This window comes from Pseudomonas sp. FW305-96, assembly GCF_058783825.1.
In genome coordinates this window covers 37,618-63,004 of record NZ_JBYSYW010000035.1, presented here as the reverse complement: position 1 = coordinate 63,004, position 25,387 = coordinate 37,618, and the positions used below count along the sequence as shown (strand labels likewise).

The window sequence follows — 25,387 nt, the reverse complement described above, 5'->3', positions numbered from 1 at the left end:
CGACTCGTCGCGACGCCTTGCCTGAGCGCAAAAATCGCTCGCGATTTATTGGTCGTATTTGCAAAACACCACACTAGGTGAATCGCCGCCGCCGTTCATCGCCGCCGCAATAAAATCTTGCGCGACAAAGAACCAAATCGATCGCCTCGTGTCTCAGGAGGTACCGCGTAAACCCTTGCGGATCAAGGACCTATAACGTGATGAAACGCCTTGCAAGCCTTTCCATGGTCGCCACCCTGCTGCTGCTCGGCGGCTGCTACAGCAACCATTACCACGATGATGACGATGGCTGGCGCGACCGTGACCGCGGCCACCGTCACCACCATCGCCATGACCGCGACGATGACGACCGCCAGTACCGTGACCGTTACTACCGCTGAAGCGTCCTTGCAACCCTGACTCGCCGCGAGCATGCGGCAATCTACCCCTGATGACTCCCCTGAGGTTCATAACATGCGTCTGACTCTGCCTTCCCTCGCCCTCGGCCTGCTGCTCTGCCAGGGCGCTTTCGCCGGTGACGGCACCGCGGCCATCGGCGGCGGCCTGGGTGGCGCCCTTGGCAACGTCGTGGGCAAACAGATCGGCGGCAGCACCGGTGCGGCGATCGGCGCCGGCCTCGGTGGCGCGGCCGGCAGCGCGGTGGGCGCGCGCAAGGGCAACCGTACCGAAGCGGCCATCGGCGGCGGCCTGGGCTCGGCGGGCGGTTCGCTGATCGGCGGCAAGCTCGGCGGCTCCAACGGTTCGACCATCGGTGCCGGCCTGGGCGGCGCGGCCGGTGGCGCCATCGGTAACCACATGGGCGACAACAACCGCAAGCACAAGCGTCGCCACTGATCCCAACGGTCGAAGGCTCGAAGCGAAACAGCAAAAGGCGGCTGCCCCTTAAGGGACAGCCGCCTTTTTCTTTGGCGCGATTGCAGCGTGCGGGCAGCGTAGGCATGCGCCGCAGAAATTCATGAATCAAAGGAATGACGGCAATCCAATAAATCGTTTGCGGATACCCCCTGCACGCTTCGATATTCACGCCATCGAATCACAGGCGCCGCGCACATGAATCAGCCAAGCATCAGCCAGTCCATTGCCATCGTTCACCCGATCACGCTTTCCCATGGTCGCAATGCCGAAGTCTGGGATATCACCGGCAAGCGCTACATCGACTTCGTCGGCGGCATCGGCGTGCTCAACCTGGGCCACTGCAATCCGGCGGTAGTCGAAGCGATCCAGCAGCAGGCCACGCGCCTGACCCACTACGCCTTCAACGCGGCGCCCCACGGCCCCTACCTGGAGCTCATGGAGCGCCTGCGTGAATTCGTCCCGGTCAGCTACCCGTTGGCCGGCATGCTCACCAACAGCGGCGCGGAAGCGGCGGAAAACGCGTTGAAGGTCGCCCGCGGCGCGACCGGCAAGCGCGCTGTCGTCGCCTTCGACGGCGGCTTCCATGGCCGCACCCTGGCCACCCTCAACCTCAATGGCAAGGTTGCCCCGTACAAGCAACGCGTGGGGGAACTGCCAGGCCCGGTCTATCACCTGCCCTACCCCAGCCCGGACACCGGGGTGAGTTGCGAACAGGCGCTCAAGGCCATGGAACGCCTGTTCAACGTGGAGTTGGCGGTGGAGGACGTGGCGGCGTTCATCTTCGAGCCGGTGCAGGGTGAAGGTGGTTTCCTCGCCCTCGATCCGAGCTTTGCCCAGGCCTTGCGCCGCTTCTGCGACAGCCACGGGATACTGATCATCGTCGACGAGATCCAGTCCGGTTTCGGCCGCACCGGGCAGCGTTTCGCCTTCCCCCGACTGGGGATCGAGCCGGACCTGCTGCTGCTGGCCAAGAGCATCGCCGGTGGCATGCCCCTGGGCGCGGTGGTCGGCCGCCGGGAGATCATGGGCTCGCTGCCCAAGGGCGGCCTGGGCGGCACCTACTCGGGCAATCCGATCGCCTGTGCGGCGGCCTTGGCGAGCCTTGCGCAGATGACCGACGCCAACCTCGCCACCTGGGGCGAACGCCAGGAACAGGCCATCGTCGCACGCCATGCACGCTGGAAAGCCGCAGGATTGTCCAGTTCGCTCGGCCGCCTGACCGGCGTCGGCGCCATGCGCGGGCTGGAGTTCGTCAACGGCGATGGCAGCCCGGCACCGGCGCAACTGGCCAAGGTGCTGGAGGCGGCGCGTGCCAAGGGGTTGCTGCTGATGCCCAGTGGCAAGGCGCGGCATATCATCCGCCTGTTAGCGCCGCTGACCATCGAGGCCGAGGTGCTCGAGGAAGGGCTGGATATCCTCGAGCAGTGCCTGGCTGAACTGGGGTAAGGGTTACAGGCCCAGCTCTTCGGGGGTGGGCATGTCGCATTCGAAGGCGATCCAGCCGCCTTCGAGTTCGGCATGGCCGTTGACGATCAGGCCGTAGTAAGTGAGACCGTTCTCCAGCGTGACGCAGATGTGCGTGGCGCCTTTTTCCGGTGCCGCGAGCGTTCCGACAAAATGCACCTTCTTCAGCACTTCGGTTACCGCCTCGAGGCCCACGCGCATGTTGCTGTTCTCCGAAGCCTCGGTGTCGCCCCCACGGTCTTCGGCGCTGACGGTCACGGTGGCGATGTAGGGGTATTTGCTGCTCAAGCGGGGTTACCTCGGGGTATGGGGCTGAAAATGGGTGACAAGAGTACGGCAGACGCTCGGGGTTGTCTCTACCGGCTCATCGCGGGGCAGGCCCGCTCCCACGGGAGGCCCTGCGACCTGGCTGACATGGCCTCGCGGGCGCCGATCTGTTAGGGTGCCCGCCGATGCATGCCCCACCACGCGAGGATACCGAGTGAGCGCAGAACAACCCCTGATCGCCGACCTGTTCGAGGTCGACAAACGCCTGACCCTCAAGCCCGTCGTGGACTTCAATGCCTACCTGCGCAACGCTTTCGGCGACGGCCCCTGCCGCTGCCACCGCTGCGTCGAGGGCAATGGTGACGAGAGCACCTATAGCCACCGCCACAGCTTCGAACTGGAAGGCCGCACCTTGCACCGACGCTTCGCCAGCACCGCCGGCAGCGACGTGTTGATGGTGCTGAAGAAGGCGTGGCTGTCCTACACCAAGGCCGAACTGATCACCGTCGGCGCGCTGGACATGGCCACCCTCAAGGCCTTCACCGACGCGGCCCTGCACGAACGCCTGCTGGCCCTGTTGCCGGCCAGCGGCCTGGCGCGTGAAGCCGAGGGCCAATGGCAGCTGCAGGTGCTCGCCGACTGACGGTCGCCCCGGCAGGATTCTCCCGCTCTGCTAACTTGGGAGAATCCTCACCCGCAGGTGACCCGCCATGGCCCGCACGACTCCCATCGAGCTGTACCGCAATATCGGCATTGTCGCTCACGTGGATGCCGGCAAGACCACCACCACCGAACGGATCCTGTTCTACACCGGGGTCAACCACAAGATGGGCGAGGTGCACGACGGCGCCGCGACCATGGACTGGATGGCTCAGGAGCAGGAGCGTGGCATCACCATCACCTCGGCGGCCACCACGGCCTTCTGGCAGGGCTCGACCAAGCAGTTCGAGCACAAGTACCGCTTCAATATCATCGACACCCCAGGCCACGTCGACTTCACCATCGAGGTGGAGCGCTCGCTGCGCGTGCTCGATGGCGCGGTGGTGGTGTTCAGCGGCGCCGATGGGGTCGAGCCGCAGTCCGAGACCGTGTGGCGCCAGGCCAACAAGTACCATGTGCCGCGCCTGGCCTACATCAACAAGATGGACCGCCAGGGCGCGGACTTCCTGCGTGTGGTGAAACAGATCGACCAGCGCCTGGGCCACCACCCGGTGCCGATCCAGCTGGCCATCGGCAGCGAGGAGAACTTCATTGGCCAGATCGACCTGGTGAAGATGAAAGCCATCTACTGGAACGATGCCGACCAGGGCACCAGCTACCGCGAGGAAGCGATCCCCGCTGAACTGAAGGCCCTGGCCGACGAGTGGCGTGCCCATATGCTGGAAGCGGCGGCGGATGCCAGCGAAGCACTGACCCTGAAGTACCTTGAAGGTGAGGAATTCACCACCGAGGAAATCAAGGCCGCCCTGCGCCAACGCACCATCGCCAACGAAATCGTCCCGACCATCCTCGGCTCGTCATTCAAGAACAAGGGCGTGCCGCTGATGCTCGACGCGGTGATCGACTACCTGCCCGCCCCGTCCGAAATCCCGGCGATCAAGGGCACTGACCCGGACGATGAAGACAAGCACCTGGAACGCCACGCCGACGACAAGGAGCCGTTCTCGGCCCTGGCCTTCAAGATCGCCACCGACCCGTTCGTCGGCACCCTGACCTTCGCCCGGGTGTATTCCGGCGTGCTCAGCTCGGGCAATGCGGTGCTCAACTCGGTCAAGGGCAAGAAGGAGCGCATCGGCCGCATGGTGCAGATGCACGCCAACCAGCGCGCCGAGATCAAGGACGTGTGCGCCGGCGATATCGCCGCACTGATCGGCATGAAGGACGTGACCACAGGCGACACCCTGTGCGACATGGACAAGCCGATCATCCTCGAGCGCATGGATTTCCCCGACCCGGTGATCTCGGTGGCGGTGGAGCCAAAGACCAAGGGCGACCAGGAGAAAATGGGCATCGCCCTGGGCAAGCTGGCCCAGGAGGACCCGTCGTTCCGGGTCAAGACCGACGAGGAAACCGGCCAGACCATCATTTCCGGCATGGGCGAGTTGCATCTGGACATCATCGTCGACCGCATGCGCCGCGAGTTCAACGTCGAAGCCAATATCGGCAAGCCGCAGGTGGCCTACCGCGAGAAGATCCGCAACACCTGCGAAATCGAAGGGCGTTTCGTGCGCCAATCAGGCGGACGCGGCCAGTATGGCCATTGCTGGATCCGCTTCGCCCCCGGCGACGAAGGCAAGGAAGGGCTGGAGTTCGTCAACGAGATTGTCGGCGGCGTGGTCCCGCGCGAATACATCCCGGCGATCCAGAAAGGCATCGAGGAGCAGATGAAGAACGGCGTGCTCGCCGGCTACCCGCTGATCAACCTCAAGGCGGCGGTGTTCGACGGCTCGTACCACGACGTCGATTCCAACGAGATGGCCTACAAGATTGCCGCCTCCATGGCCACCAAGCAGCTGTCGCAGAAAGGCGGCGCGGTGCTGCTGGAGCCGGTGATGAAGGTCGAGGTGGTGACGCCGGAAGATTTTCTCGGGGACATCATGGGCGACTTGAATCGCCGCCGAGGAATGATACAGGGTACTGAAGATGTTTCCGCAGGCAAGGCAATTCGCGCGGAGGTACCTTTGGGTGAGATGTTCGGCTACGCCACCTCGATGCGCTCGATGACACAAGGTCGAGCCAGCTATTCGATGGAGTTTCTGAAATATGACGACGCGCCAGCGAGCATCGCCGATGCCATCGTGAAGAAGAATCGCGGGGAGTAGCACCTGACACTTTTACTAGTTGGTTCTTTCGTGTATCCGTCGCAAAGTGATGTAGGCCAAGTTACCCCTCAGCTTGTGGACTGAGCTCTTATGAAATCATACTCATACGCTACACACTGCACAACGCTGCTGGCCACCGACTTGGCCAACACTGTTTTGCACAGGCTGCAGCCTTCGAAGACCGATGCTAGTGCCTTCATGCCATACGGCTTCACGCCATTGGCCGCGCACGTTTCACTCATGCCATTGTTCAATGGCGAAGTAGTTGATTATGCGGGGATCTACCTGCTGGGTCAGGGCCATCATCGCCCCTATAGCCCGCACTCGACGCGCTTTCATTCACCGGATGCCTTGAGCCCGTTCGGCGCTGGCGGCGTCAATGCTTATGCTTACTGCGCAGGGGACCCGGTCAACCTTACTGACCCGACGGGGCACGTTGTCCTCAAACGATCAATTTCAATAACCGAACTGCCAATGAGCCAAGACACCGTACGTAATATTGTGTTCAACAATGAGTTCGTGACAGCCCTTACCAAAATCCCGAATTCACCTTTCAAGCGACCATCCCCCGATTTACCTGACTCTCTGCTGGATGACAACCTCAATGACTTCCCTAAAAGGCCCGCTGAAAAGCAAATCCCTACCAGGCAAGGGGAAAATCGAAGCCCTTTAATCGATGCCTACACCACTACTCTCGGTCAAACGCTGGAGATTGAAGCGAAAGACCGAAATGCGCGCGAAGATCTCAGAAAGAATGCGTTCAATTCGACGCCTAGCGAGCAGATAAAACGTGGGGCCCTCTATGTGAACGCTTTTGATCTGCGCAGGAAAACCGTCAATTACCGCAAAGACATTTCAAAAATGTCCGATGTCAGAACAAACCAATAAATTTCTGTTCTTAGTAGAGACCTGAAAAACAGTTTGCCGCCAAGCACGCAAGCCCCTTTCTTACCTGCGCATGCCCCTCTTGGAAGAGGCATTGGCCCCTTTCGCGTCCTACGTTTGCGCCTACCCTGATCGTGTCAACGCTTCAAGGCTGTTCACCGGCTCGCTTGAGCAGCTTCTTGCAGCGGTCGGAAAGATGCACCACCCGCAACTGCTTGCCCGCCTTGGCATAGCGCTCGCGCAGGGTCTTGAGCGCCGCGATCGCCGAATAATCGACAAAGCTCAGGTGCTGGCAATCCAGCGTCACCTTGGCCGGGTCGTTGGCCGGGTCGAACTGGTTGAGGAACGGCGTGGTCGAGGCGAAGAACAGCGTGCCGTGCACCTGGTAATGCTTGCTCCCCTCGGCGTCCTCATGACTGTCGGCATACAGCTCGCGCGCGTGCTGCCAGGCAAAATTGATGGCCGCGATGACGATACCGAACAGCACCGCCGTGGCCAGGTCGGTGAACACCGTGACCACGGTCACGGCGATGATCGCCAGCACATCGCTCACCGGCACCTTGTGCAGCACCCGCAGCGATGCCCAGGCGAAGGTCTGCTGGGCCACCACGAACATCACCCCGACCAGCGCCGCCAGCGGAATACGCTCGATCAACGGCGACAGGAACAGCACGAACAGCAGGATCATCACCCCCGCCACCACGCCCGACAGTCGGCCACGGCCATTGGAGCTGAGGTTGATCACGGTCTGGCCGATCATCGCGCAGCCGCCCATGCCGCCGCACAGGCCCGAGACCATGTTGGCCGCGCCCAGGGCCACGCACTCGCGGTCTGGGTAACCGCGACTCTCGGTGACCTCGTCGGTGAGGTTGAGGGTCAGCAGGGTTTCCAGCAGGCCGACCATGGCCATCAGCACCGCGTACGGCGCGATGATCTTCAAGGTCTCAAGGTTCCAGGGGATGTCCGGCAGCGCCAGTCTCGGCAGGCCGCCGGCGATGTGCGCCATATCGCCGAGGGTGCGGGTTGGAAGGCCAAGCAGATAGACCAGCAGGCCGACGCCGAGAATCGCCACCAGCGCTGGCGGCACGGCGCGGGTCAGCCTGGGAAGCACGTAGACCACCAGCATGGTCAACGCCACCAGGCCGATCATCAGGTACAGCGGCGCGCCGCTGAGCCAGTGCTCGCCTTCCTTGAAGTGCTCCAGCTGGGCCAGGGCGATCACGATAGCCAGGCCGTTGACGAAGCCGAGCATCACCGGGTAGGGCACCAGGCGCACCAGCTTGCCCAGGCGCAGGGCGCCGAACAGGATCATCACCAGCCCGCCCAGCAGCACCGTGGCCAGCAGGTACTGGACGCCGTGCTGCACCACCAGGGCGACGATGACCACCGCCATCGAACCGGCGGCGCCGGAGATCATCCCCGGGCGGCCGCCGAACAGCGCGGTCAGGGTGCAGATGATGAAGGCGCCGTACAGGCCCATCAGCGGGTTGAGGTGGGCCACCAGGGCGAAAGCGATGCACTCCGGTACCAGGGCGAACGAAGTGGTGAGGCCGGCGAGCAGGTCGGCGCGTAGGCGTGCGGGTTTCATGGAGTACCTGTAAACAACCCCGGCATTACGCTGCGTGGGAGTGTAATGCCGGGGGAATGAGCTCGAAATCGAGGATGGGGATGTTACGGAATTTGCCTGACTGCAACCACTGAAAAGCCGACCTGTGCATGCCGCTGTGATCCACAGCCAGCAAGATGCCGACAAATTTGCCATCATGTCCATTCCACCCGCGGAGATCATGGACATGCCGCTACGCCCCCTCCTCGCCTCGCTGCTGCTGGCCGCCAGCCTTACCGCCCAGGCCGCCACCGAGGTCATTCCCTTGCAACACCGCAGCAGCGCCGAACTGCTGCCCGCCGCCCAGTCCTTCCTGGGCAAGGACGGCAGCGTCAGCACCTTCGAGGACAAGCTGATCGTCAACGCCAGCCAGGAACGCATTGACGATCTGCGCGCCCTGCTGCAACAGCTCGACACCGCGCCCAAACGCCTGCTGATCAGCGTCGACAACAACGACAGCAACTTCCAGGACAACCGCGGCAATGCCCGCGTGATCCGCTACGGCACCGCCAACCGCGAAGGCGGCATGCAGCAGGTACAGGCCAGCGACGGCCAGCCGGCACTGATCCAGGTGGGCCAGAGCATCCCCGTCACCAGTACTTCCACCGACGGTTACGGGCGCATCCAGAGCAACACCGAATACCGCAACGTTACCCAGGGCTTCTACGTCACGCCACGCCTGAGCGGTGATAACGTTCGCCTGCAAATCAGCACCAATAACGACCGAATGAGCCAGGAACGTGCCGATGTAGTGAAAGTGCAGAGCACCGACACGACCGTCACCGGCAAGCTCGGCGAGTGGATCACCCTGGCCGGATTCAACCAGCAGAGTCAGTCCGATCGCAGTGCGTCAAGCCTCAGTTACAGCACCCAGCGCGGTGAAAACATGACTTTGCGGGTCAAAGTCGACCTTCTCGACTGAACCCAGGCAATTCAAGGCCTCGACCAAGGGCCTTGAAACTGACCGCCAAGTCGCATTAGACCAAAGATGTAGTAAGCCGAAAAAAGCACTACAAAATGTTTGACAGGCTCTTTTCGCCAAGGGCATGATGGCCTCGCTCCCGCTAATCAGAGGCCCTGGCAAGGGTCTTCGAGGTGCGCTCCTCCCACCGTGGAGGCACCTCGTGTCCATACGGCCCACAAGGCGGTTCGACGGGATTGCGACTGCAACGAAGAAGTTGTCCCGAGGGACGGAAGCGCATCACCGCAGTTCTGGCAATCGCGTCGCACCGCAGCAAGGCATCCACGAGCCAACCTGCAGGGCACACCTTCGCCTGGCCTGCCCACCCTTCCCCTTCGCACTTCCCCGTTCGCCGCCGCACTCCCCCGGACAGCACAGCCTGGCCCTCTGACCCGCGTATCCGAGCATCAGCACAATTACACTCAAGATCGATGCGACGAGGTTTATTTCCATGGCACTGACACGCGAACAGCAAATTGCAGCCCTCGAGAAAGACTGGGCCGAAAACCCGCGCTGGAAAGGCGTGACCCGTACCTACACCGCCGCCGATGTCGTTCGCCTGCGTGGCTCGCTGCAACCAGAGCACACCCTGGCTCGCCAGGGCGCGGAAAAACTGTGGAAGCTGGTCACCCAAGGTGCCCACCCGTCCTTCCGCCCAGAAAAAGATTTCGTCAACTGCATGGGCGCCCTGACCGGCGGCCAGGCAGTGCAACAGGTCAAGGCCGGCATCCAGGCCATCTACCTGTCCGGCTGGCAGGTTGCCGCCGACAACAACTCGGCCGAGTCGATGTACCCCGACCAGTCGCTGTACCCGGTGGATTCGGTACCGACCGTGGTCAAGCGCATCAACAACTCGTTCCGCCGCGCCGACCAGATCCAATGGAAAGCTGGCAAGAACCCAGGTGACGAAGGCTACATCGACTACTTCGCACCAATCGTGGCTGACGCCGAAGCCGGTTTCGGCGGCGTACTGAACGCCTACGAACTGATGAAGAACATGATTGAAGCGGGCGCCGCCGGCGTGCACTTCGAAGACCAGCTGGCCTCGGTGAAAAAATGCGGCCACATGGGCGGCAAGGTACTGGTACCAACCCAGGAAGCCGTGCAGAAGCTGGTGGCTGCCCGCCTGGCCGCCGACGTTGCCGGTGTACCGACCATCATCCTGGCCCGTACAGACGCCAACGCCGCCGACCTGCTGACCAGCGACTGCGACCCGTACGACCAGCCGTTCGTGATCGGCGACCGCACCCGTGAAGGCTTCTACAAAGTCCGCGCGGGCCTCGACCAGGCTATCTCCCGCGGCCTGGCCTACGCGCCGTACGCCGACCTGATCTGGTGCGAAACCGCCAAGCCCGACCTGGACGAAGCCCGTCGCTTCGCCGAAGCGATCAAGAAGGAATACCCGGACCAACTGCTGTCGTACAACTGCTCGCCTTCCTTCAACTGGAAGAAGAACCTGGACGACGCCACCATCGCCAAGTTCCAGCGCGAACTGTCGGCCATGGGCTACAAGCACCAGTTCATTACCCTGGCCGGTATCCACAACATGTGGCACGGCATGTTCAACCTGGCGCACGACTACGCCCGCAACGACATGACCGCCTACGTGAAGCTGCAAGAGCAGGAATTCGCCGACGCCAGCAAAGGCTACACCTTCGTGGCGCACCAGCAGGAAGTCGGCACCGGCTACTTCGACGACATGACCACCGTGATCCAGGGTGGTGCATCGTCGGTAACCGCACTGACCGGTTCGACCGAGGAAGAGCAGTTCCACTGAGTCTGGTGAACTGTTGAACAGGAAGGCCCGGGGCTTGGAAAGCCCTGGGCCTTTCTTCTTGCCTGTACCGACCCTTTCGCGGGGCAAGCCCGCTCCCACGCAACATTGCAGCCCTGGCGTGGGAGCGGGCTTGCCCCGCGAAAGGGCCGGCACGGGCAATACCGCAGATCAGGTCTATGCTTGTGGCTACCCAGCAGCAAGGACCGCCCATGCCTCGTCCAAGCCACCTGATCCTGATCGCCGTCGCAGCCGCCACCTGCTATCTATATGCACTGGCGAGCGACAATGCCCTGCTTGGCCTACTGGTCAAACCCATTCCGGTAATGGCCCTGATCGCCTGGCTTAGGACCATGCCCACCACGCCCTACCGTCGCTGGATCATGATCGGCTTGGCCTTCTCGGTACTGGGCGACATCCTCCTGGCCATCCCCCGCGGTCTGTTCGTGTTCGGCCTGGCCGCATTCCTTTGCGCCCACCTGGCGTACCTTCGCGGTTACTGCAGCCTGATCCAGCGCCCGGCCTACCCGTCACTGGCCCTCGCACTGCTGGTGGGCGCCTCGCTGTTCGGCCTGCTCGCCAGCCACGGCCTGGGCCCACTGCTGATCCCGGTGGCGCTGTATGCCCTGGCGATCGGCTGCATGCTCTGGCGCGCCTTGGCCTGCGGCGGTGTCGCCGCACTGGGTGCCTGCGCCTTCGTCTTCTCCGACAGCCTGATCGGCATCGACCGCTTCGTCAGCCCGTTTGCCGCTGCCGAGTACCTGATCATCCTGTCCTACTGGCTCGGCCAGTGGCTCATTGCCGCGTCGGTCAGCCGCAGCACAAACGACAAAGTATTGATCCAGAGCGGTACGCGCAGCGCCGGAAGCTGCTAGAACGAGAGTTTTTCGCATTTGCAAGTGGGCAGATCGGCTGATGAACTTTGCAAGGCCCGGAACAGCTAAAACAATACAGCTCAGGCTAAATGATATTAATTATCATTACGCAACTAGCCAGTCATTACGCGAGGTAAGAAACATAATTAACAAATCCACGTGCAATGCCCGAAACTCAAGGCTTTCAGCCAGTTACGAAAGATTTTTGTTCTTAAACCTACGAATAAATTTGCAACGGAAATTTTACTTGCACTGGGTTTACCCATAAAATCAGCGCGATTGATTCAGCTGCGACATTTGGTCACTGCGTCTGCGACACCACGTCGCCGCTCTACTTATTTCAGACTGCAGAGCTGGGTCTCTGTATAAGGATTTCTAGCATGTCCGATTCGGCAGGACTCATCGCCCACAACTGGGGCTTTGCCATATTCCTCCTGGGTGTCGTCGGCCTGTGTGCCTTCATGCTCGGCCTGTCCAGCCTGCTCGGTAGCAAGGCCTGGGGTCGCGCCAAGAACGAACCCTTCGAATCCGGCATGCTCCCCGTCGGCAGCGCCCGCCTGCGCCTGTCCGCCAAATTCTATCTGGTCGCGATGCTGTTCGTGATCTTCGATATCGAAGCTCTCTTCCTGTATGCATGGTCTGTGTCCGTCCGCGAAAGCGGCTGGACCGGATTCGTCGAAGCACTCGTTTTCATAGCAATTCTGTTGGCAGGTCTTGTCTACCTATGGCGCGTCGGGGCGCTCGATTGGGCTCCCGAAGGTCGCCGCAAGCGGCAAGCGAAGCTGAAACAATGAGGCTTTGGCATGCAATACAATCTCACCAGAATCGATCCGGACGCACCTAACGAGCAGTATCCGGTCGGTGAACGGGAAACCGTCACCGATCAACTGCTGGAAGACCAGGTCCACAAGAACATCTACATGGGGAAACTCGAAGATGTGCTGCGTGGCGCGGTCAACTGGGGTCGCAAGAACTCCCTCTGGCCGTACAACTTCGGCCTTTCCTGCTGCTACGTGGAAATGACCACGGCCTTCACGGCGCCCCACGACATCGCCCGCTTCGGCGCCGAAGTCATCCGGGCCTCGCCGCGTCAGGCCGACTTCATGGTCATCGCCGGTACCTGCTTCGTGAAGATGGCGCCGATCATCCAGCGCCTGTACGAGCAGATGCTCGAGCCCAAGTGGGTCATCTCCATGGGTTCGTGCGCCAACTCCGGCGGCATGTACGACATTTACTCGGTCGTTCAGGGGGTCGACAAGTTCCTCCCCGTGGACGTGTACGTGCCTGGCTGCCCACCGCGCCCCGAGGCGTTCCTGCAAGGCTTGATGCTGCTGCAGGAGTCGATCGGCCAGGAGCGACGCCCGCTTTCCTGGGTGGTTGGCGATCAAGGCATCTACCGTGCCGAGATGCCCGCCCAGAAAGACCTGCGTCGCGAACAGCGTATCGCGGTAACCAACCTGCGCAGCCCCGACGAAGTCTGATCCAGCGACCTGCCGCCCGCTCCCCCAGGAGCCGGCGGCCTGGCTTCATTCTTAACGTTGACCCAAAGCGACCGAGACCATGACAGCGGACAACGCTATTTATATTCCGCCTTACAAGGCTGACGACCAGGATGTGGTCGTCGAACTGCACAACCGATTCGGCGCCGACGCTTTCGTCGCCCAGGAAACCCGTACCGGCATGCCGGTACTGTGGGTAAAGCGTGCCCAGCTCAAGGAAATCCTCACCTTCCTGCGCAACGTCGCCAAGCCGTACAGCATGCTGTACGACCTGCACGGCGTCGACGAGCGCCTGCGCACTCAGCGCCGCGGCCTGCCGGCCGCCGACTTCAGCGTGTTCTACCACCTGCTGTCGGTCGAGCGTAACAGCGACGTGATGATCAAGGTGTCGCTGAGCGAAGGCGACCTGAACCTGCCCACCGTGACCGGCATCTGGCCCAACGCCAACTGGTACGAGCGTGAAGTCTGGGACATGTTCGGTATCGACTTCGCCGGCCACCCGCACCTGAGCCGCATCATGATGCCGCCGACCTGGGAAGGTCACCCGCTGCGCAAGGACTACCCCGCCCGCGCCACCGAATTCGACCCCTACAGCCTGACCCTGGCCAAGCAGCAGCTTGAAGAGGAATCGGCACGCTTCAACCCGGAAGCCTGGGGCATGAAGCGTTCGGGCGCCAACGAGGACTACATGTTCCTCAACCTCGGCCCCAACCACCCTTCGGCCCACGGTGCCTTCCGTATCGTCCTGCAGCTGGACGGCGAAGAGATCGTCGACTGCGTCCCGGACATCGGCTACCACCACCGTGGCGCCGAGAAGATGGCCGAGCGTCAGTCGTGGCACAGCTTCATCCCCTACACCGACCGTATCGACTACCTCGGCGGGGTGATGAACAACCTGCCGTACGTACTGGCGGTGGAAAAGCTGGCCGGCATCCAGGTGCCGCAGAAGGTCGACGTGATCCGCATCATGCTCGCCGAATTCTTCCGCATCACCAGCCACCTGCTGTTCCTGGGTACCTACATCCAGGACGTCGGCGCCATGACCCCGGTGTTCTTCACCTTCACCGACCGCCAGCGCGCCTACACCGTGATCGAAGCGATCACCGGTTTCCGCCTGCACCCGGCCTGGTACCGCATCGGTGGCGTCGCCCACGACCTGCCGCGCGGCTGGGACAAGCTGGTCAAGGACTTCGTCGAATGGCTGCCCAAGCGCCTCGACGAATACACCAAGGCTGCCCTGCAGAACAGCATCCTCAAGGGCCGAACCATCGGCGTTGCCGCGTACAACACCAAGGAAGCCCTGGCCTGGGGCACCACCGGTGCCGGCCTGCGCTCCACCGGTTGCGACTTCGACCTGCGCAAGGCGCGCCCCTACTCCGGCTACGAGAACTTCGAGTTCGAAGTACCGCTGGCCCACAACGGCGATGCCTACGATCGCTGCATGGTCCGTGTCGAGGAAATGCGCCAGAGCATCCGCATCATCGACCAGTGCCTGCGCAACATGCCGGAAGGCCCGTACAAGGCGGATCACCCGCTGACCACGCCGCCGCCGAAAGAGCGCACCCTGCAGCACATCGAGACCCTGATCACCCACTTCTTGCAAGTCTCGTGGGGCCCGGTCATGCCGGCCAACGAGTCGTTCCAGATGATCGAGGCGACCAAGGGCATCAACAGTTACTACCTGACGAGCGATGGCGGCACCATGAGCTACCGCACCCGGATCCGTACCCCGAGCTACCCGCACCTGCAGCAGATCCCTTCGGTGATCAAAGGCAGCATGGTCGCGGACCTGATCGCGTACCTGGGCAGTATCGACTTCGTTATGGCTGACGTGGACCGCTAAGCATGAACAGCACGCTTATCCAAACCGACCGTTTCGCCCTGAGCGAAACCGAGCGCTCGGCCATCGAGCACGAGATGCACCACTACGAGGACCCGCGCGCGGCGTCCATCGAAGCCCTGAAGATCGTGCAGAAAGAGCGCGGCTGGGTGCCGGATGGCGCCATCTACGCCATCGGCGAAGTGCTGGGCATCCCCGCCAGCGACGTCGAGGGCGTGGCCACCTTCTACAGCCAGATCTTCCGCCAGCCGGTCGGCCGCCACATCATCCGCGTATGCGACAGCATGGTCTGCTACATCGGCGGCCATGAGTCGGTGGTCAGCCAGATCCAGAGCGAGCTGGGCATCGGCCTCGGCCAGACCACCGCGGACGGGCGTTTCACCCTGCTGCCGGTATGCTGCCTGGGCAACTGCGACAAGGCCCCGGCGCTGATGATCGACGACGACACCTTTGGCGACGTGCAACCTGCCGGCGTCTCCAAGCTGCTGGAGGGTTACGTATGACCATCACTTCCTTCGGCCCGGCCAACCGCATTGCGCGCACCGCCGAAACCCACCCGCTGACCTGGCGCCTGCGCGACGACGGCGAGCCGGTCTGGCTGGCCGAGTACGAGTCGAAGAACGGCTATGCCGCCGCGCGCAAGGCGCTGGCCGACATGTCCGCCGACGACATCGTGCAGAGCGTCAAGGACTCCGGCCTCAAAGGCCGTGGCGGCGCGGGCTTCCCCACTGGCGTGAAGTGGGGCCTGATGCCCAAAGACGAATCCATGAACATCCGCTACCTGCTGTGCAACGCGGACGAAATGGAGCCCAACACCTGGAAAGACCGCATGCTGATGGAGCAACAGCCCCATCTGCTGGTCGAGGGCATGCTGATCAGCGCCCGTGCCCTGAAGGCCTACCGTGGCTACATCTTCCTGCGTGGCGAGTACACCACCGCGGCGAAGAACCTCAACCGCGCCATCGATGAAGCCAAGGCCGCCGGCCTGCTGGGCAAGAACATCCTCGGTTCCGGTTTCGACTTCGAGCTGTTCGTGCACACCGGTGCCGGGCGTTACATCTGCGGTGAAGAAACCGCGTTGATCAACTCGCTCGAAGGCCGTCGCGCCAACCCGCGCTCCAAGCCGCCCTTCCCTGCCGCCGTCGGTGTGTGGGGCAAGCCGACCTGCGTGAACAACGTCGAGACCCTGTGCAACGTGCCGGCCATCGTCGCCAACGGCAACGACTGGTACAAGTCGCTGGCCCGCGAAGGCAGTGAAGACCACGGCACCAAGCTGATGGGCTTCTCCGGCAAGGTGAAGAACCCAGGCCTGTGGGAGCTGCCGTTCGGCGTCACCGCCCGCGAGCTGTTCGAAGACTACGCCGGTGGCATGCGCGACGGCTTCAAGCTCAAGTGCTGGCAGCCTGGCGGCGCCGGTACCGGCTTCCTGCTGCCCGAGCACCTCGATGCGCAGATGTATGCCGGTGGCATCGCCAAGGTCGGCACCCGTATGGGTACTGGCCTGGCCATGGCGGTGGACGACAGCGTCAACATGGTGTCGCTGCTGCGCAACATGGAAGAGTTCTTCGCCCGCGAGTCATGCGGCTGGTGCACCCCTTGCCGTGACGGCCTGCCGTGGAGCGTGAAGATGCTGCGCGCACTGGAAAACGGCCAGGGCCGCGCCGAAGACATCGAGACGCTGCTGGGGCTGGTCAACTTCCTCGGCCCAGGCCGTACCTTCTGTGCTCATGCACCAGGTGCCGTCGAGCCGTTGGGCAGTGCCATCAAATACTTCCGCTCGGAGTTCGAGGCCGGTGTGGCGCCAGAAAGCGCTGGCACCCTGCGCCCGAACCTGGCGAAGCCAATCCAGGCCGGGCCGATCGTGGTCGGCGCATAACAAGATGAAACAGCGGATGGTCCGTGCCATCCGCCAGCCTGCTGGCCGGCCCGAACGACTCGAGGCCGGCCGCAAGCTCACCGATTTCCATTAGCCACGCCCGCTCACGCGGGCCAACGAAGAACTTTGAACAATGGCCACTATCCACGTAGACGGCAAAGCGCTCGAAGTCAACGGTGCGGACAACCTGTTACAGGCGTGTCTGTCACTCGGCCTCGACATCCCCTATTTCTGCTGGCACCCGGCGCTCGGTAGCGTCGGTGCCTGCCGGCAGTGTGCGGTCAAGCAGTACACCGACGAGAACGACACCCGTGGTCGTATCGTCATGTCCTGCATGACCCCTGCCTCCGACGGCACCTGGATCTCCATCGAAGACGAAGAGTCCAAGGCGTTCCGCGCCAGCGTCGTCGAATGGCTGATGACCAACCACCCGCACGACTGCCCGGTGTGCGAGGAAGGCGGTCACTGCCACCTGCAAGACATGACGGTAATGACCGGCCACAACGAGCGCCGCTACCGTTTCACCAAGCGTACCCACCAGAACCAGGACCTCGGCCCGTTCATCGCCCACGAGATGAACCGCTGCATCGCCTGCTACCGCTGCGTGCGCTACTACAAGGACTACGCCGGCGGCACCGACCTGGGCGTGTACGGCGCCCACGACAACGTGTACTTCGGTCGCGTCGAAGACGGCGTGCTGGAAAGCGAGTTTTCCGGCAACCTCACCGAGGTCTGCCCGACCGGTGTGTTCACCGACAAGACCCACTCCGAGCGCTACAACCGCAAGTGGGACATGCAGTTCGCCCCGAGCATCTGCCATGGCTGCTCCAGCGGTTGCAACATCAGCCCCGGCGAGCGCTACGGCGAACTGCGCCGCATCGAGAACCGCTTCAACGGCTCGGTGAACCAGTACTTCCTGTGCGACCGCGGCCGCTTCGGCTACGGCTACGTCAACCGCAAGGACCGCCCACGCCAGCCACACCTGGCCGACGGCACCAAGCTGTCCCTCGACGCCGCCCTGGACAAGGCCGCCGACCTGCTGCGCGGCCGCACCATCGTCGGTATCGGCTCGCCACGCGCCAGCCTCGAGAGCAACTACGGCCTGCGCGAGCTGGTCGGTGCCGAATACTTCTACTCCGGTATGGAAGCTGGCGAACTGGCCCGCGTGCGCCTGGCGCTGAACGTGCTGAACGACAGCCCGCTGCCGGTGCCGACCCTGCGCGACATCGAAGACCACGACGCCGTGTTCGTGCTCGGCGAAGACCTCACCCAGACCGCCGCCCGTGTTGCCCTGGCCGTGCGCCAGGCCACCAAGGGCAAGGCCGAGGCCATGGCCGATGCCATGCGCGTGCAGCCTTGGCTGGACGCCGCGGTGAAGAACATCGGCCAGCACGCGCTGTACCCGCTGTTCATCGCTTCGCTGGCTGAAACCAAGCTGGACGACGTGGCCGAAGAGTGTGTACACGCCGCACCTGCGGACCTGGCCCGCATTGGTTTCGCCGTGGCCCACGCCATCGACCCGAGCGCGCCTGCCGTTGCCGGCCTGGACGACGAAGCCAAGGCCCTGGCCCAGCGCATCGCCGACGCCCTGGTCGCTGCCAACCGCCCGCTGGTGGTCGCCGGTACCTCGCTGGCGGATCCTGCGCTGATCGAAGCCGCCGCCAACATCGCCAAGGCCCTCAAGCTGCGCGAGAAGAACGGTTCGCTGAGCCTGGTCGTGCCTGAGGCCAACAGCCTGGGCATGGCGATGATGGGCGGTGAGTCCGTCGACGCGGCGCTGGACGCCGTGATCAGCGGCAAGGCCGACGCCATCGTCGTGCTGGAAAACGACCTGTACACCCGCGTACCGGCCGCCAAGGTCGACGCAGCCATGGCCGCGGCCAAGGTGGTGATCGTCGCCGACCACTCGAAAACCCCAACAGTCGATCGCGCCCACCTGGTGCTGCCAGCCGCCTCGTTCGCCGAAGGCGACGGCACCCTGGTCAGCCAGGAAGGCCGTGCCCAGCGCTTCTTCCAGGTGTTCGACCCGCAGTACCTGGACAGCAGCATCCAGATCCACGAAGGCTGGCGCTGGATGCACGCCCTGCGTGCGACCCTGCTGAACAAGCCGGTGGACTGGACCCAACTGGACCACGTCACCAGCGCCTGCGCCGAAGCCGCCCCGCAACTGGCCGGCATTGTCAACGCAGCGCCAAGCGCCGCATTCCGCATCAAGGGCATGAAACTGGCCCGCGAGCCGCTGCGCTACTCCGGCCGTACCGCCATGCGCGCCAACATCAGCGTGCACGAGCCGCGTACCCCACAGGACAAGGACACCGCGTTCGCCTTCTCCATGGAAGGCTACTCGGGCTCGGCCGAACCGCGCCAGCAGGTGCCGTTCGCCTGGTCGCCGGGCTGGAACTCGCCGCAAGCCTGGAACAAGTTCCAGGACGAAGTCGGTGGCCACCTGCGTGCCGGTGACCCGGGCGTGCGCCTGATCGAGTCGCAAGGCGATCGCCTGAGCTGGTTCACCGCCATCCCGGGCGCGTTCAACCCGGCTCGCGGCACCTGGACCGCGGTACCGTTCTTCCACCTGTTCGGCAGCGAAGAGTCCTCCTCCCGCGCCGCCCCGGTGCAGGAGCGCATTCCGGCCGCCTACGTCGGCCTGGCCAAGTCCGAAGCCGACCGCCTGGGCGTCAACGACGGTGCGATGCTGAGCCTGAACGTGGCCGGCGTGTCACTGCGCCTGCCGCTGCGTATCAATGAAGAACTGGGCGCTGGCCTGGTTGCGTTGCCCAAAGGCCTGGCCGGCATTCCGCCCGCCATCTTCGGTGCAGCCGTCGAAGGCCTGCAGGAGGCAGCACAATGAGCTGGTTCACCCCCGAAGTGATCGATGTGATCATTCAGGTCGTCAAGGCCATCGTGGTGCTGCTGGCCGTGGTGGTCTGCGGCGCGCTGCTCAGCTTCGTCGAGCGTCGCCTGCTGGGCTGGTGGCAGGACCGCTACGGCCCGAACCGCGTCGGCCCGTTCGGCATGTTCCAGATCGCCGCCGACATGCTGAAGATGTTCTTCAAGGAAGACTGGAACCCGCCCTTCGTCGACAAGATGATCTTCACCCTGGCGCCTGTGGTGGCCATGAGTGCGCTGCTGATCGCCTTCTCGATCATCCCGATCACCCCGGGCTGGGGCGTGGCCGACCTGAACATCGGCCTGCTGTTCTTCTTCGCCATGGCCGGCCTGTCGGTCTACGCCGTGCTGTTCGCCGGCTGGTCGTCGAACAACAAGTACGCCCTGCTCGGCAGCCTGCGGGCCTCGGCGCAGACCGTGTCGTACGAAGTGTTCCTGGGCCTGGCGCTGATGGGCGTGGTGGTGCAGGTGGGTTCGTTCAACATGCGCGACATCGTTGACTACCAGGCCCAGAACCTGTGGTTCATCATTCCGCAGTTCTTCGGCTTCTGCACCTTCTTCATCGCTGGCGTCGCCGTGACCCACCGTCACCCGTTCGACCAGCCGGAAGCGGAACAGGAACTGGCCGACGGCTACCACATCGAATACGCCGGCATGAAATGGGGCATGTTCTTCGTCGGTGAGTACATCGGCATCATCCTCATCTCGGCGCTGCTGGTGACCCTGTTCTTCGGTGGCTGGCACGGCCCGTTCGGCCTGCTGCCGCAGGTGCCGTTCCTGTGGTTCGCCCTGAAGACCGCGTTCTTCATCATGCTGTTCATCCTGCTGCGCGCCTCGATCCCGCGCCCACGCTATGACCAGGTGATGGACTTCAGCTGGAAGTTCTGCCTTCCGCTGACCCTGATCAATTTGCTGGTGACCGCTGCGATCGTGCTTTACAACACGCCAGCCGTCGCGGCCCAGTGAGGATTTGACCCATGTTCAAGTATATCGGCGACATCGTTAAGGGCACCGGCACCCAGCTGCGCAGCCTGGCAATGGTGTTCTCCCACGGGTTCCGCAAGCGCGACACCCTGCAGTACCCCGAAGAACCCGTGTACCTGCCGCCGCGCTACCGTGGCCGCATCGTCCTCACCCGCGACCCCGACGGCGAGGAGCGCTGCGTGGCGTGCAACCTCTGCGCGGTGGCCTGCCCGGTCGGCTGTATCTCGCTGCAGAAGGCCGAGACCGAGGACGGCCGTTGGTACCCCGAGTTCTTCCGCATCAACTTCTCGCGCTGCATCTTCTGCGGCCTGTGCGAAGAGGCGTGCCCGACCACCGCGATCCAGCTGACTCCGGATTTCGAAATGGCCGAGTTCAAGCGTCAGGACCTGGTGTACGAGAAAGAAGATCTGCTGATCTCCGGCCCCGGCAAGAACCCTGACTACAACTTCTACCGTGTTGCGGGTATGGCGATCGCTGGCAAGCCGAAGGGCTCTGCACAGAACGAAGCCGAGCCGATCAACGTGAAGAGCTTGCTCCCATAAGGACAGAAAGATGGAATTCGCTTTCTACTTCGCATCCGGTGTCGCCGTTGTCTCCACGCTGCGCGTGGTGACCGGCACCAACCCGGTGCACGCCCTGCTCTACCTGATCATCTCGCTGATTTCCGTGGCGATGATCTTCTTCTCCCTCGGTGCCCCCTTCGCCGGTGCCCTGGAAGTGATCGCCTACGCCGGTGCCATCATGGTGCTGTTCGTCTTCGTGGTGATGATGCTCAACCTCGGGCCGGCCTCGGTCGCGCAAGAGCGTGGCTGGCTCAAGCCGGGTATCTGGGCGGGGCCTGTGATCCTCGCCGCCCTGCTGCTGCTGGAGCTGCTCTACGTGCTGTTCGTCACCCCGTCGGGCGCCGCCATCAGCGGTACCACCGTCAGCGCCAAAGAGGTCGGCATCAGCCTGTTCGGGCCGTACCTGCTGGTGGTCGAACTGGCGTCGATGCTGCTGCTCGCGGCAGCCGTCACCGCCTTCCACCTGGGCCGCAACGAGGCGAAGGAGTAAATCATGGGTGCTATCCCTCTCGAGCATGGTCTGGCGGTCGCCGGCATCCTGTTCTGCTTAGGTCTGGTTGGCCTGATGGTCCGCCGCAACATCCTCTTCGTGCTGATGAGCCTGGAAGTCATGATGAACGCCGCTGCCCTGGCGTTCATCGTCGCCGGTGCCCGTTGGGTCCAACCCGACGGCCAGGTGATGTTCATTCTGGTGATCAGCCTGGCAGCCGCCGAGGCCAGCATTGGCCTGGCGATCCTGCTGCAGCTGTATCGCCGCTTCCACACTCTCGACATCGATGCTGCCAGTGAGATGCGCGGATGAACCTTATCTTCCTGACGTTCGTATTCCCCCTGATCGGCTTCCTGCTGCTGTCGTTCTCGCGCGGCCGCTGGTCCGAGAACCTGTCGGCGCTGATCGGCGTCGGCTCGGTCGGTCTGTCGGCGGCCACCGCCGCCTACGTGATCTGGCAGTTCAACGTTGCCCCGCCTGAAGGCGGCGCTTACAGCCAGCTGCTGTGGCAGTGGATGTCGGTGGACGGCTTCGCGCCGAACTTCACCCTGTACGTGGATGGCCTGTCGGTCACCATGCTGGGCGTGGTCACCGGCGTGGGCTTCCTGATCCACCTGTTCGCCTCCTGGTACATGCGTGGCGAAGCCGGCTACTCGCGCTTCTTCTCGTACACCAACCTGTTCATCGCCAGCATGCTGTTCCTGGTGCTGGGCGACAACCTGCTGTTCATCTACTTCGGCTGGGAAGGCGTGGGCCTGTGCTCGTACCTGTTGATCGGTTTCTACTACAGCAACCGCAACAACGGTAACGCGGCACTGAAGGCATTCATCGTCACCCGCATCGGCGACGTGTTCATGGCCATCGGCCTGTTCATCCTGTTTGTCCAGCTGGGTACCCTGAACGTGCAGGAACTGCTGGTACTGGCGCCGCAGAAGTTCCAGGCCGGTGACACCTGGATGGTCCTGGCGACCCTGATGCTGCTGGGTGGCGCGGTCGGTAAATCGGCCCAGCTGCCGCTGCAGACCTGGCTGGCCGACGCGATGGCCGGCCCGACCCCGGTTTCGGCACTGATCCACGCCGCCACCATGGTGACCGCGGGCGTGTACCTGATCGCCCGTACCAACGGCCTGTTCCTGCTGGCGCCGGATGTGCTGCACCTGGTCGGCGTCGTGGGCGGCGTGACCCTGGTCCTGGCCGGCTTCGCCGCCCTGGTGCAGACCGACATCAAGCGTATCCTCGCCTACTCGACCATGAGCCAGATCGGCTACATGTTCCTGGCCCTGGGCGTCGGCGCCTGGGACGCGGCGATCTTCCACCTGATGACCCACGCCTTCTTCAAGGCCCTGCTGTTCCTTGCCTCCGGTGCGGTGATCGTCGCCTGCCACCACGAGCAGAACATCTTCAAGATGGGCGGCCTGTGGAAGAAGCTGCCGCTGGCCTATGCCAGCTTCGTGGTCGGTGGCGCCGCCCTGGCCGCCCTGCCGATCCTGACCGTGGGCTTCTACTCCAAGGACGAGATCCTCTGGGAAGCCTTCGCCAGCGGCAACAGCGGCCTGCTGTACGCCGGCCTGGTCGGCGCATTCATGACCTCGCTGTACACCTTCCGCCTGATCTTCATCGCCTTCCACGGCGAAGCCAAGACCGAAGCCCACGCCGGCCACGGCATCAGCCACTGGCTGCCGCTGGGCGTGCTGATCGTGCTGTCGACCTTCGTCGGCGCCTGGATCCACCCGCCACTGGCAGGCGTGCTGCCTGAAAGCGCCGGCCACGCCGGTGGCGAAGCCAAGCACTCGCTGGAAATCGCCTCGGGCGCCATCGCCATCGCCGGTATCCTGCTGTCGGCCCTGCTGTTCCTGGGCAAGCGTCGCCTGGTCACCGCGATCGCCAACAGTGGTATCGGTCGCGTCCTGTCGGCCTGGTGGTTCGCCGCCTGGGGCTTCGACTGGATCTACGACAAGCTCTTCGTCAAACCTTACCTGCTGATCAGCCACATCCTGCGCAAGGATCCGGTTGACCGCAGCATCGGCCTCATTCCTCGCCTGGCTCGCGGCGGTCACGTCGCCATGAGCAAAACCGAGACCGGCCAGCTGCGCTGGTACACCGCTTCGATCGCCGTCGGTGCCGTACTGGTACTCGGTGCCGTGGTAGTGGCCGCGGTATGACCATGAATCTTGCGACTTTGCCAAAGGAAACCAACCCGTCATGATTTTGCCTTGGCTGATCCTGATCCCCTTCATCGGCGGCTTCCTGTGCTGGCTGGGTGAGCGCTTCGGCTCCACCCTGCCGCGCTGGATCGCGCTGCTGACCATGTCCCTGCTGCTCGGCATCGGCCTGTGGCTGTGGGCGAACGGCAACTACACCCTGGCCCCGGCGCCGGGTGCCGAACCGGCCTGGGCCCTCGAATACAAGGTCGAGTGGATCAAGCGCTTCGGCATCAGCATCCACCTGGCCCTCGACGGCCTGTCGCTGCTGATGATCCTGCTCACCGGCCTGCTCGGCGTGCTGTCGGTGCTGTGTTCGTGGAAAGAGATCCAGCGCCACGTCGGCTTCTTCCACCTCAACCTGATGTGGATTCTCGGCGGCGTGGTCGGTGTGTTCCTGGCCCTGGACCTGTTCCTGTTCTTCTTCTTCTGGGAAATGATGCTGGTGCCGATGTACTTCCTCATCGCGCTCTGGGGTCACAGCTCGTCGGACGGCAAGAAGACGCGGATCTACGCGGCGACCAAGTTCTTCATCTTCACCCAGGCCAGCGGCCTGATCATGCTGGTGGCGATCCTCGGCCTGGTGCTGGTCAACTACAACAGCACGGGCGTAATCACCTTCAATTACAGCGACCTGCTCAAGGCCGAACTGCCGGCCGGCGTCGAGTACATCCTGATGCTGGGCTTCTTCATCGCCTTCGCGGTGAAACTGCCGGTGGTGCCGTTCCACTCCTGGCTGCCGGACGCCCACGCCCAGGCGCCGACCGCCGGTTCCGTGGACCTGGCCGGTATCCTGCTGAAGACTGCGGCCTACGGCCTGCTGCGCTTCGCCCTGCCGCTGTTCCCGAACGCTTCGGCCGAGTTCGCGCCGATCGCCATGACCTTGGGCCTGATCGGTATCTTCTACGGGGCCTTCCTGGCCTTCGCGCAAACCGACATCAAGCGCCTGGTGGCCTTCTCCAGCGTCTCGCACATGGGCTTCGTGCTGATCGGCATCTACTCCGGCAGCCAGCAGGCCCTGCAGGGCGCGGTGATCCAGATGCTGGCCCACGGCCTGTCGGCCGCCGCGCTGTTCATCCTGGCCGGCCAGCTGTACGAGCGCCTGCACACCCGTGACATGCGCGAGATGGGTGGCCTGTGGCACCGCATCGCTTATCTACCAGCCATCAGCCTGTTCTTCGCCGCCGCCTCACTGGGCCTGCCGGGTACCGGCAACTTCGTCGGCGAGTTCCTGATCCTGATCGGCAGCTTCGCCCACGTCCCATGGATCACCGTGATCGCCACCACCGGCCTTGTGTTCGGCTCGGTGTACTCGCTGATCATGATCCACCGCGCCTACTTCGGCCCGGCCAAGGCCGACACCGTGCTGGCCGGCATGGACAGTCGCGAGCTGATCATGGTGCTGGGCCTGGCTGGCCTCTTGATCCTGCTGGGCGTGTATCCGCAGCCGTTCCTCGACACCTCTGCCGCCACCATGAGCGGTGTGCAGCAGTGGCTCGGTTCCGCTTTCACTCAACTCGCTTCGGCCCGGTAAGAGCG

23 protein-coding genes are annotated in these 25,387 nt (G+C 63.3%); 21 read left to right on the top strand and 2 right to left on the bottom strand.

What is annotated here, in order from left to right:
- The first annotated feature begins 200 nt into the window (after positions 1–200).
- The 3 genes from AC3WL2_RS21865 (at position 201) to AC3WL2_RS21855 (ending at position 2,301) form a co-directional block, all read left to right on the top strand.
- Positions 201–380, top strand: coding sequence for a hypothetical protein (locus tag AC3WL2_RS21865; RefSeq protein WP_046855050.1), 180 nt, complete (start codon positions 201–203; stop codon positions 378–380).
- Between the two features lie 73 nt (positions 381–453).
- Positions 454–834, top strand: coding sequence for a glycine zipper domain-containing protein (locus AC3WL2_RS21860; protein WP_046855049.1), 381 nt, complete (start codon positions 454–456; stop codon positions 832–834).
- Positions 835–1,050: 216 nt separating this feature from the next.
- On the top strand, positions 1,051–2,301 hold the full coding sequence (locus AC3WL2_RS21855) for a 2-aminoadipate transaminase (RefSeq protein ID WP_102685141.1): 1,251 nt from the start codon (positions 1,051–1,053) through the stop codon (positions 2,299–2,301).
- 3 nt (positions 2,302–2,304) lie between these two features.
- On the opposite strand, the gene AC3WL2_RS21850 is transcribed toward AC3WL2_RS21855, so the two are convergent.
- A complete protein-coding gene (locus AC3WL2_RS21850; protein WP_046855047.1) occupies positions 2,305–2,607 on the bottom strand; it encodes a hypothetical protein in 303 nt (100 codons plus the stop codon).
- 193 nt (positions 2,608–2,800) lie between these two features.
- On the opposite strand from AC3WL2_RS21850, the gene AC3WL2_RS21845 reads away from it, so the two are divergent.
- The 3 genes from AC3WL2_RS21845 to AC3WL2_RS21835 all read left to right on the top strand — a co-directional run bounded on the left by AC3WL2_RS21845 (position 2,801) and on the right by AC3WL2_RS21835 (position 6,296).
- Positions 2,801–3,229 (top strand): hypothetical protein, encoded by a 429-nt coding sequence (locus tag AC3WL2_RS21845; protein WP_102685140.1) that lies wholly within the window; start codon positions 2,801–2,803, stop codon positions 3,227–3,229.
- A gap of 67 nt (positions 3,230–3,296) precedes the next feature.
- The gene (gene fusA, locus AC3WL2_RS21840; RefSeq protein ID WP_102685139.1) at positions 3,297–5,408 is read left to right on the top strand and encodes an elongation factor G; all 2,112 of its coding nucleotides are present in this window, start codon (positions 3,297–3,299) and stop codon (positions 5,406–5,408) included.
- Between the two features lie 141 nt (positions 5,409–5,549).
- Positions 5,550–6,296, top strand: coding sequence for an RHS repeat-associated core domain-containing protein (locus tag AC3WL2_RS21835; protein ID WP_256583144.1), 747 nt, complete (start codon positions 5,550–5,552; stop codon positions 6,294–6,296).
- Between the two features lie 142 nt (positions 6,297–6,438).
- Here AC3WL2_RS21835 and AC3WL2_RS21830 read toward each other — a convergent pair whose 3' ends face one another.
- Positions 6,439–7,881: a SulP family inorganic anion transporter gene (locus AC3WL2_RS21830; protein WP_102685137.1), complete on the bottom strand. Its 1,443-nt coding sequence runs from the start codon at positions 7,879–7,881 to the stop codon at positions 6,439–6,441.
- A gap of 175 nt (positions 7,882–8,056) precedes the next feature.
- On the opposite strand from AC3WL2_RS21830, the gene AC3WL2_RS21825 reads away from it, so the two are divergent.
- The 15 genes from AC3WL2_RS21825 to nuoM all read left to right on the top strand — a co-directional run bounded on the left by AC3WL2_RS21825 (position 8,057) and on the right by nuoM (position 25,382).
- Complete coding sequence (locus tag AC3WL2_RS21825; RefSeq protein WP_173862476.1) at positions 8,057–8,821, top strand: secretin GspD/PilQ domain-containing protein; 765 nt, start codon at positions 8,057–8,059, stop codon at positions 8,819–8,821.
- Positions 8,822–9,311: 490 nt separating this feature from the next.
- The gene (gene aceA / locus AC3WL2_RS21820; RefSeq protein ID WP_023630475.1) at positions 9,312–10,637 is read left to right on the top strand and encodes an isocitrate lyase; all 1,326 of its coding nucleotides are present in this window, start codon (positions 9,312–9,314) and stop codon (positions 10,635–10,637) included.
- A gap of 209 nt (positions 10,638–10,846) precedes the next feature.
- The gene (locus AC3WL2_RS21815; RefSeq protein WP_102685136.1) at positions 10,847–11,509 is read left to right on the top strand and encodes a lysoplasmalogenase; all 663 of its coding nucleotides are present in this window, start codon (positions 10,847–10,849) and stop codon (positions 11,507–11,509) included.
- 380 nt (positions 11,510–11,889) lie between these two features.
- Positions 11,890–12,303: an NADH-quinone oxidoreductase subunit A gene (locus AC3WL2_RS21810; RefSeq protein WP_011534614.1), complete on the top strand. Its 414-nt coding sequence runs from the start codon at positions 11,890–11,892 to the stop codon at positions 12,301–12,303.
- A gap of 9 nt (positions 12,304–12,312) precedes the next feature.
- Entirely contained in the window at positions 12,313–12,990 is a 678-nt protein-coding gene (locus AC3WL2_RS21805) for a NuoB/complex I 20 kDa subunit family protein (protein ID WP_008096180.1), read from the top strand.
- Between the two features lie 79 nt (positions 12,991–13,069).
- Positions 13,070–14,851, top strand: a complete 1,782-nt coding sequence (gene nuoC / locus AC3WL2_RS21800; RefSeq protein WP_023630474.1) for an NADH-quinone oxidoreductase subunit C/D — start codon at positions 13,070–13,072, stop codon at positions 14,849–14,851.
- Positions 14,852–14,853: 2 nt separating this feature from the next.
- Positions 14,854–15,351: an NADH-quinone oxidoreductase subunit NuoE gene (gene nuoE / locus AC3WL2_RS21795; RefSeq protein ID WP_012313767.1), complete on the top strand. Its 498-nt coding sequence runs from the start codon at positions 14,854–14,856 to the stop codon at positions 15,349–15,351.
- The gene (nuoF, locus tag AC3WL2_RS21790) at positions 15,348–16,724 is read left to right on the top strand and encodes an NADH-quinone oxidoreductase subunit NuoF (RefSeq protein WP_102685135.1); all 1,377 of its coding nucleotides are present in this window, start codon (positions 15,348–15,350) and stop codon (positions 16,722–16,724) included. Before nuoE ends, nuoF begins: the two co-directional genes overlap by 4 nt.
- Positions 16,725–16,857: 133 nt before the next feature.
- Positions 16,858–19,572 carry an NADH-quinone oxidoreductase subunit NuoG gene (gene nuoG / locus AC3WL2_RS21785; RefSeq protein WP_102685134.1) on the top strand — a complete coding sequence of 905 codons (2,715 nt, stop codon included), beginning with the start codon at positions 16,858–16,860 and terminating at the stop codon, positions 19,570–19,572.
- Complete coding sequence (gene nuoH / locus AC3WL2_RS21780; protein ID WP_046855038.1) at positions 19,569–20,576, top strand: NADH-quinone oxidoreductase subunit NuoH; 1,008 nt, start codon at positions 19,569–19,571, stop codon at positions 20,574–20,576. Before nuoG ends, nuoH begins: the two co-directional genes overlap by 4 nt.
- Before the next feature lie 11 nt (positions 20,577–20,587).
- A complete protein-coding gene (gene nuoI, locus AC3WL2_RS21775; RefSeq protein WP_003251442.1) occupies positions 20,588–21,136 on the top strand; it encodes an NADH-quinone oxidoreductase subunit NuoI in 549 nt (182 codons plus the stop codon).
- A gap of 10 nt (positions 21,137–21,146) precedes the next feature.
- A complete protein-coding gene (nuoJ, locus tag AC3WL2_RS21770) occupies positions 21,147–21,647 on the top strand; it encodes an NADH-quinone oxidoreductase subunit J (protein WP_023631348.1) in 501 nt (166 codons plus the stop codon).
- Positions 21,648–21,650: 3 nt separating this feature from the next.
- Complete coding sequence (nuoK, locus tag AC3WL2_RS21765) at positions 21,651–21,959, top strand: NADH-quinone oxidoreductase subunit NuoK (protein ID WP_023631349.1); 309 nt, start codon at positions 21,651–21,653, stop codon at positions 21,957–21,959.
- On the top strand, positions 21,956–23,809 hold the full coding sequence (gene nuoL, locus AC3WL2_RS21760) for an NADH-quinone oxidoreductase subunit L (RefSeq protein ID WP_102685133.1): 1,854 nt from the start codon (positions 21,956–21,958) through the stop codon (positions 23,807–23,809). The genes nuoK and nuoL overlap by 4 nt, the downstream gene beginning before the upstream one ends.
- Positions 23,810–23,849: 40 nt before the next feature.
- Positions 23,850–25,382 carry an NADH-quinone oxidoreductase subunit M gene (gene nuoM / locus AC3WL2_RS21755; protein WP_102685132.1) on the top strand — a complete coding sequence of 511 codons (1,533 nt, stop codon included), beginning with the start codon at positions 23,850–23,852 and terminating at the stop codon, positions 25,380–25,382.
- The last annotated feature ends 5 nt before the right edge of the window (positions 25,383–25,387 follow it).

Bases quoted from the DNA above. Each gene is read 5' to 3' on its own strand.
- AC3WL2_RS21865 (WP_046855050.1), top strand. From the start codon at position 201: ATGAAACGCCTTGCAAGCCTTTCCATGGTCGCCACCCTGCTGCTGCTC.
- AC3WL2_RS21860 (WP_046855049.1), top strand. From the start codon at position 454: ATGCGTCTGACTCTGCCTTCCCTCGCCCTCGGCCTGCTGCTCTGCCAG.
- AC3WL2_RS21855 (WP_102685141.1), top strand. From the start codon at position 1,051: ATGAATCAGCCAAGCATCAGCCAGTCCATTGCCATCGTTCACCCGATC.
- fusA (WP_102685139.1), top strand. From the start codon at position 3,297: ATGGCCCGCACGACTCCCATCGAGCTGTACCGCAATATCGGCATTGTC.
- AC3WL2_RS21830 (WP_102685137.1), bottom strand. From the start codon at position 7,881: ATGAAACCCGCACGCCTACGCGCCGACCTGCTCGCCGGCCTCACCACT.
- AC3WL2_RS21825 (WP_173862476.1), top strand. From the start codon at position 8,057: ATGTCCATTCCACCCGCGGAGATCATGGACATGCCGCTACGCCCCCTC.
- aceA (WP_023630475.1), top strand. From the start codon at position 9,312: ATGGCACTGACACGCGAACAGCAAATTGCAGCCCTCGAGAAAGACTGG.
- AC3WL2_RS21815 (WP_102685136.1), top strand. From the start codon at position 10,847: ATGCCTCGTCCAAGCCACCTGATCCTGATCGCCGTCGCAGCCGCCACC.
- AC3WL2_RS21810 (WP_011534614.1), top strand. From the start codon at position 11,890: ATGTCCGATTCGGCAGGACTCATCGCCCACAACTGGGGCTTTGCCATA.
- AC3WL2_RS21805 (WP_008096180.1), top strand. From the start codon at position 12,313: ATGCAATACAATCTCACCAGAATCGATCCGGACGCACCTAACGAGCAG.
- nuoC (WP_023630474.1), top strand. From the start codon at position 13,070: ATGACAGCGGACAACGCTATTTATATTCCGCCTTACAAGGCTGACGAC.
- nuoE (WP_012313767.1), top strand. From the start codon at position 14,854: ATGAACAGCACGCTTATCCAAACCGACCGTTTCGCCCTGAGCGAAACC.
- nuoF (WP_102685135.1), top strand. From the start codon at position 15,348: ATGACCATCACTTCCTTCGGCCCGGCCAACCGCATTGCGCGCACCGCC.
- nuoG (WP_102685134.1), top strand. From the start codon at position 16,858: ATGGCCACTATCCACGTAGACGGCAAAGCGCTCGAAGTCAACGGTGCG.
- nuoH (WP_046855038.1), top strand. From the start codon at position 19,569: ATGAGCTGGTTCACCCCCGAAGTGATCGATGTGATCATTCAGGTCGTC.
- nuoI (WP_003251442.1), top strand. From the start codon at position 20,588: ATGTTCAAGTATATCGGCGACATCGTTAAGGGCACCGGCACCCAGCTG.
- nuoJ (WP_023631348.1), top strand. From the start codon at position 21,147: ATGGAATTCGCTTTCTACTTCGCATCCGGTGTCGCCGTTGTCTCCACG.
- nuoK (WP_023631349.1), top strand. From the start codon at position 21,651: ATGGGTGCTATCCCTCTCGAGCATGGTCTGGCGGTCGCCGGCATCCTG.
- nuoL (WP_102685133.1), top strand. From the start codon at position 21,956: ATGAACCTTATCTTCCTGACGTTCGTATTCCCCCTGATCGGCTTCCTG.
- nuoM (WP_102685132.1), top strand. From the start codon at position 23,850: ATGATTTTGCCTTGGCTGATCCTGATCCCCTTCATCGGCGGCTTCCTG.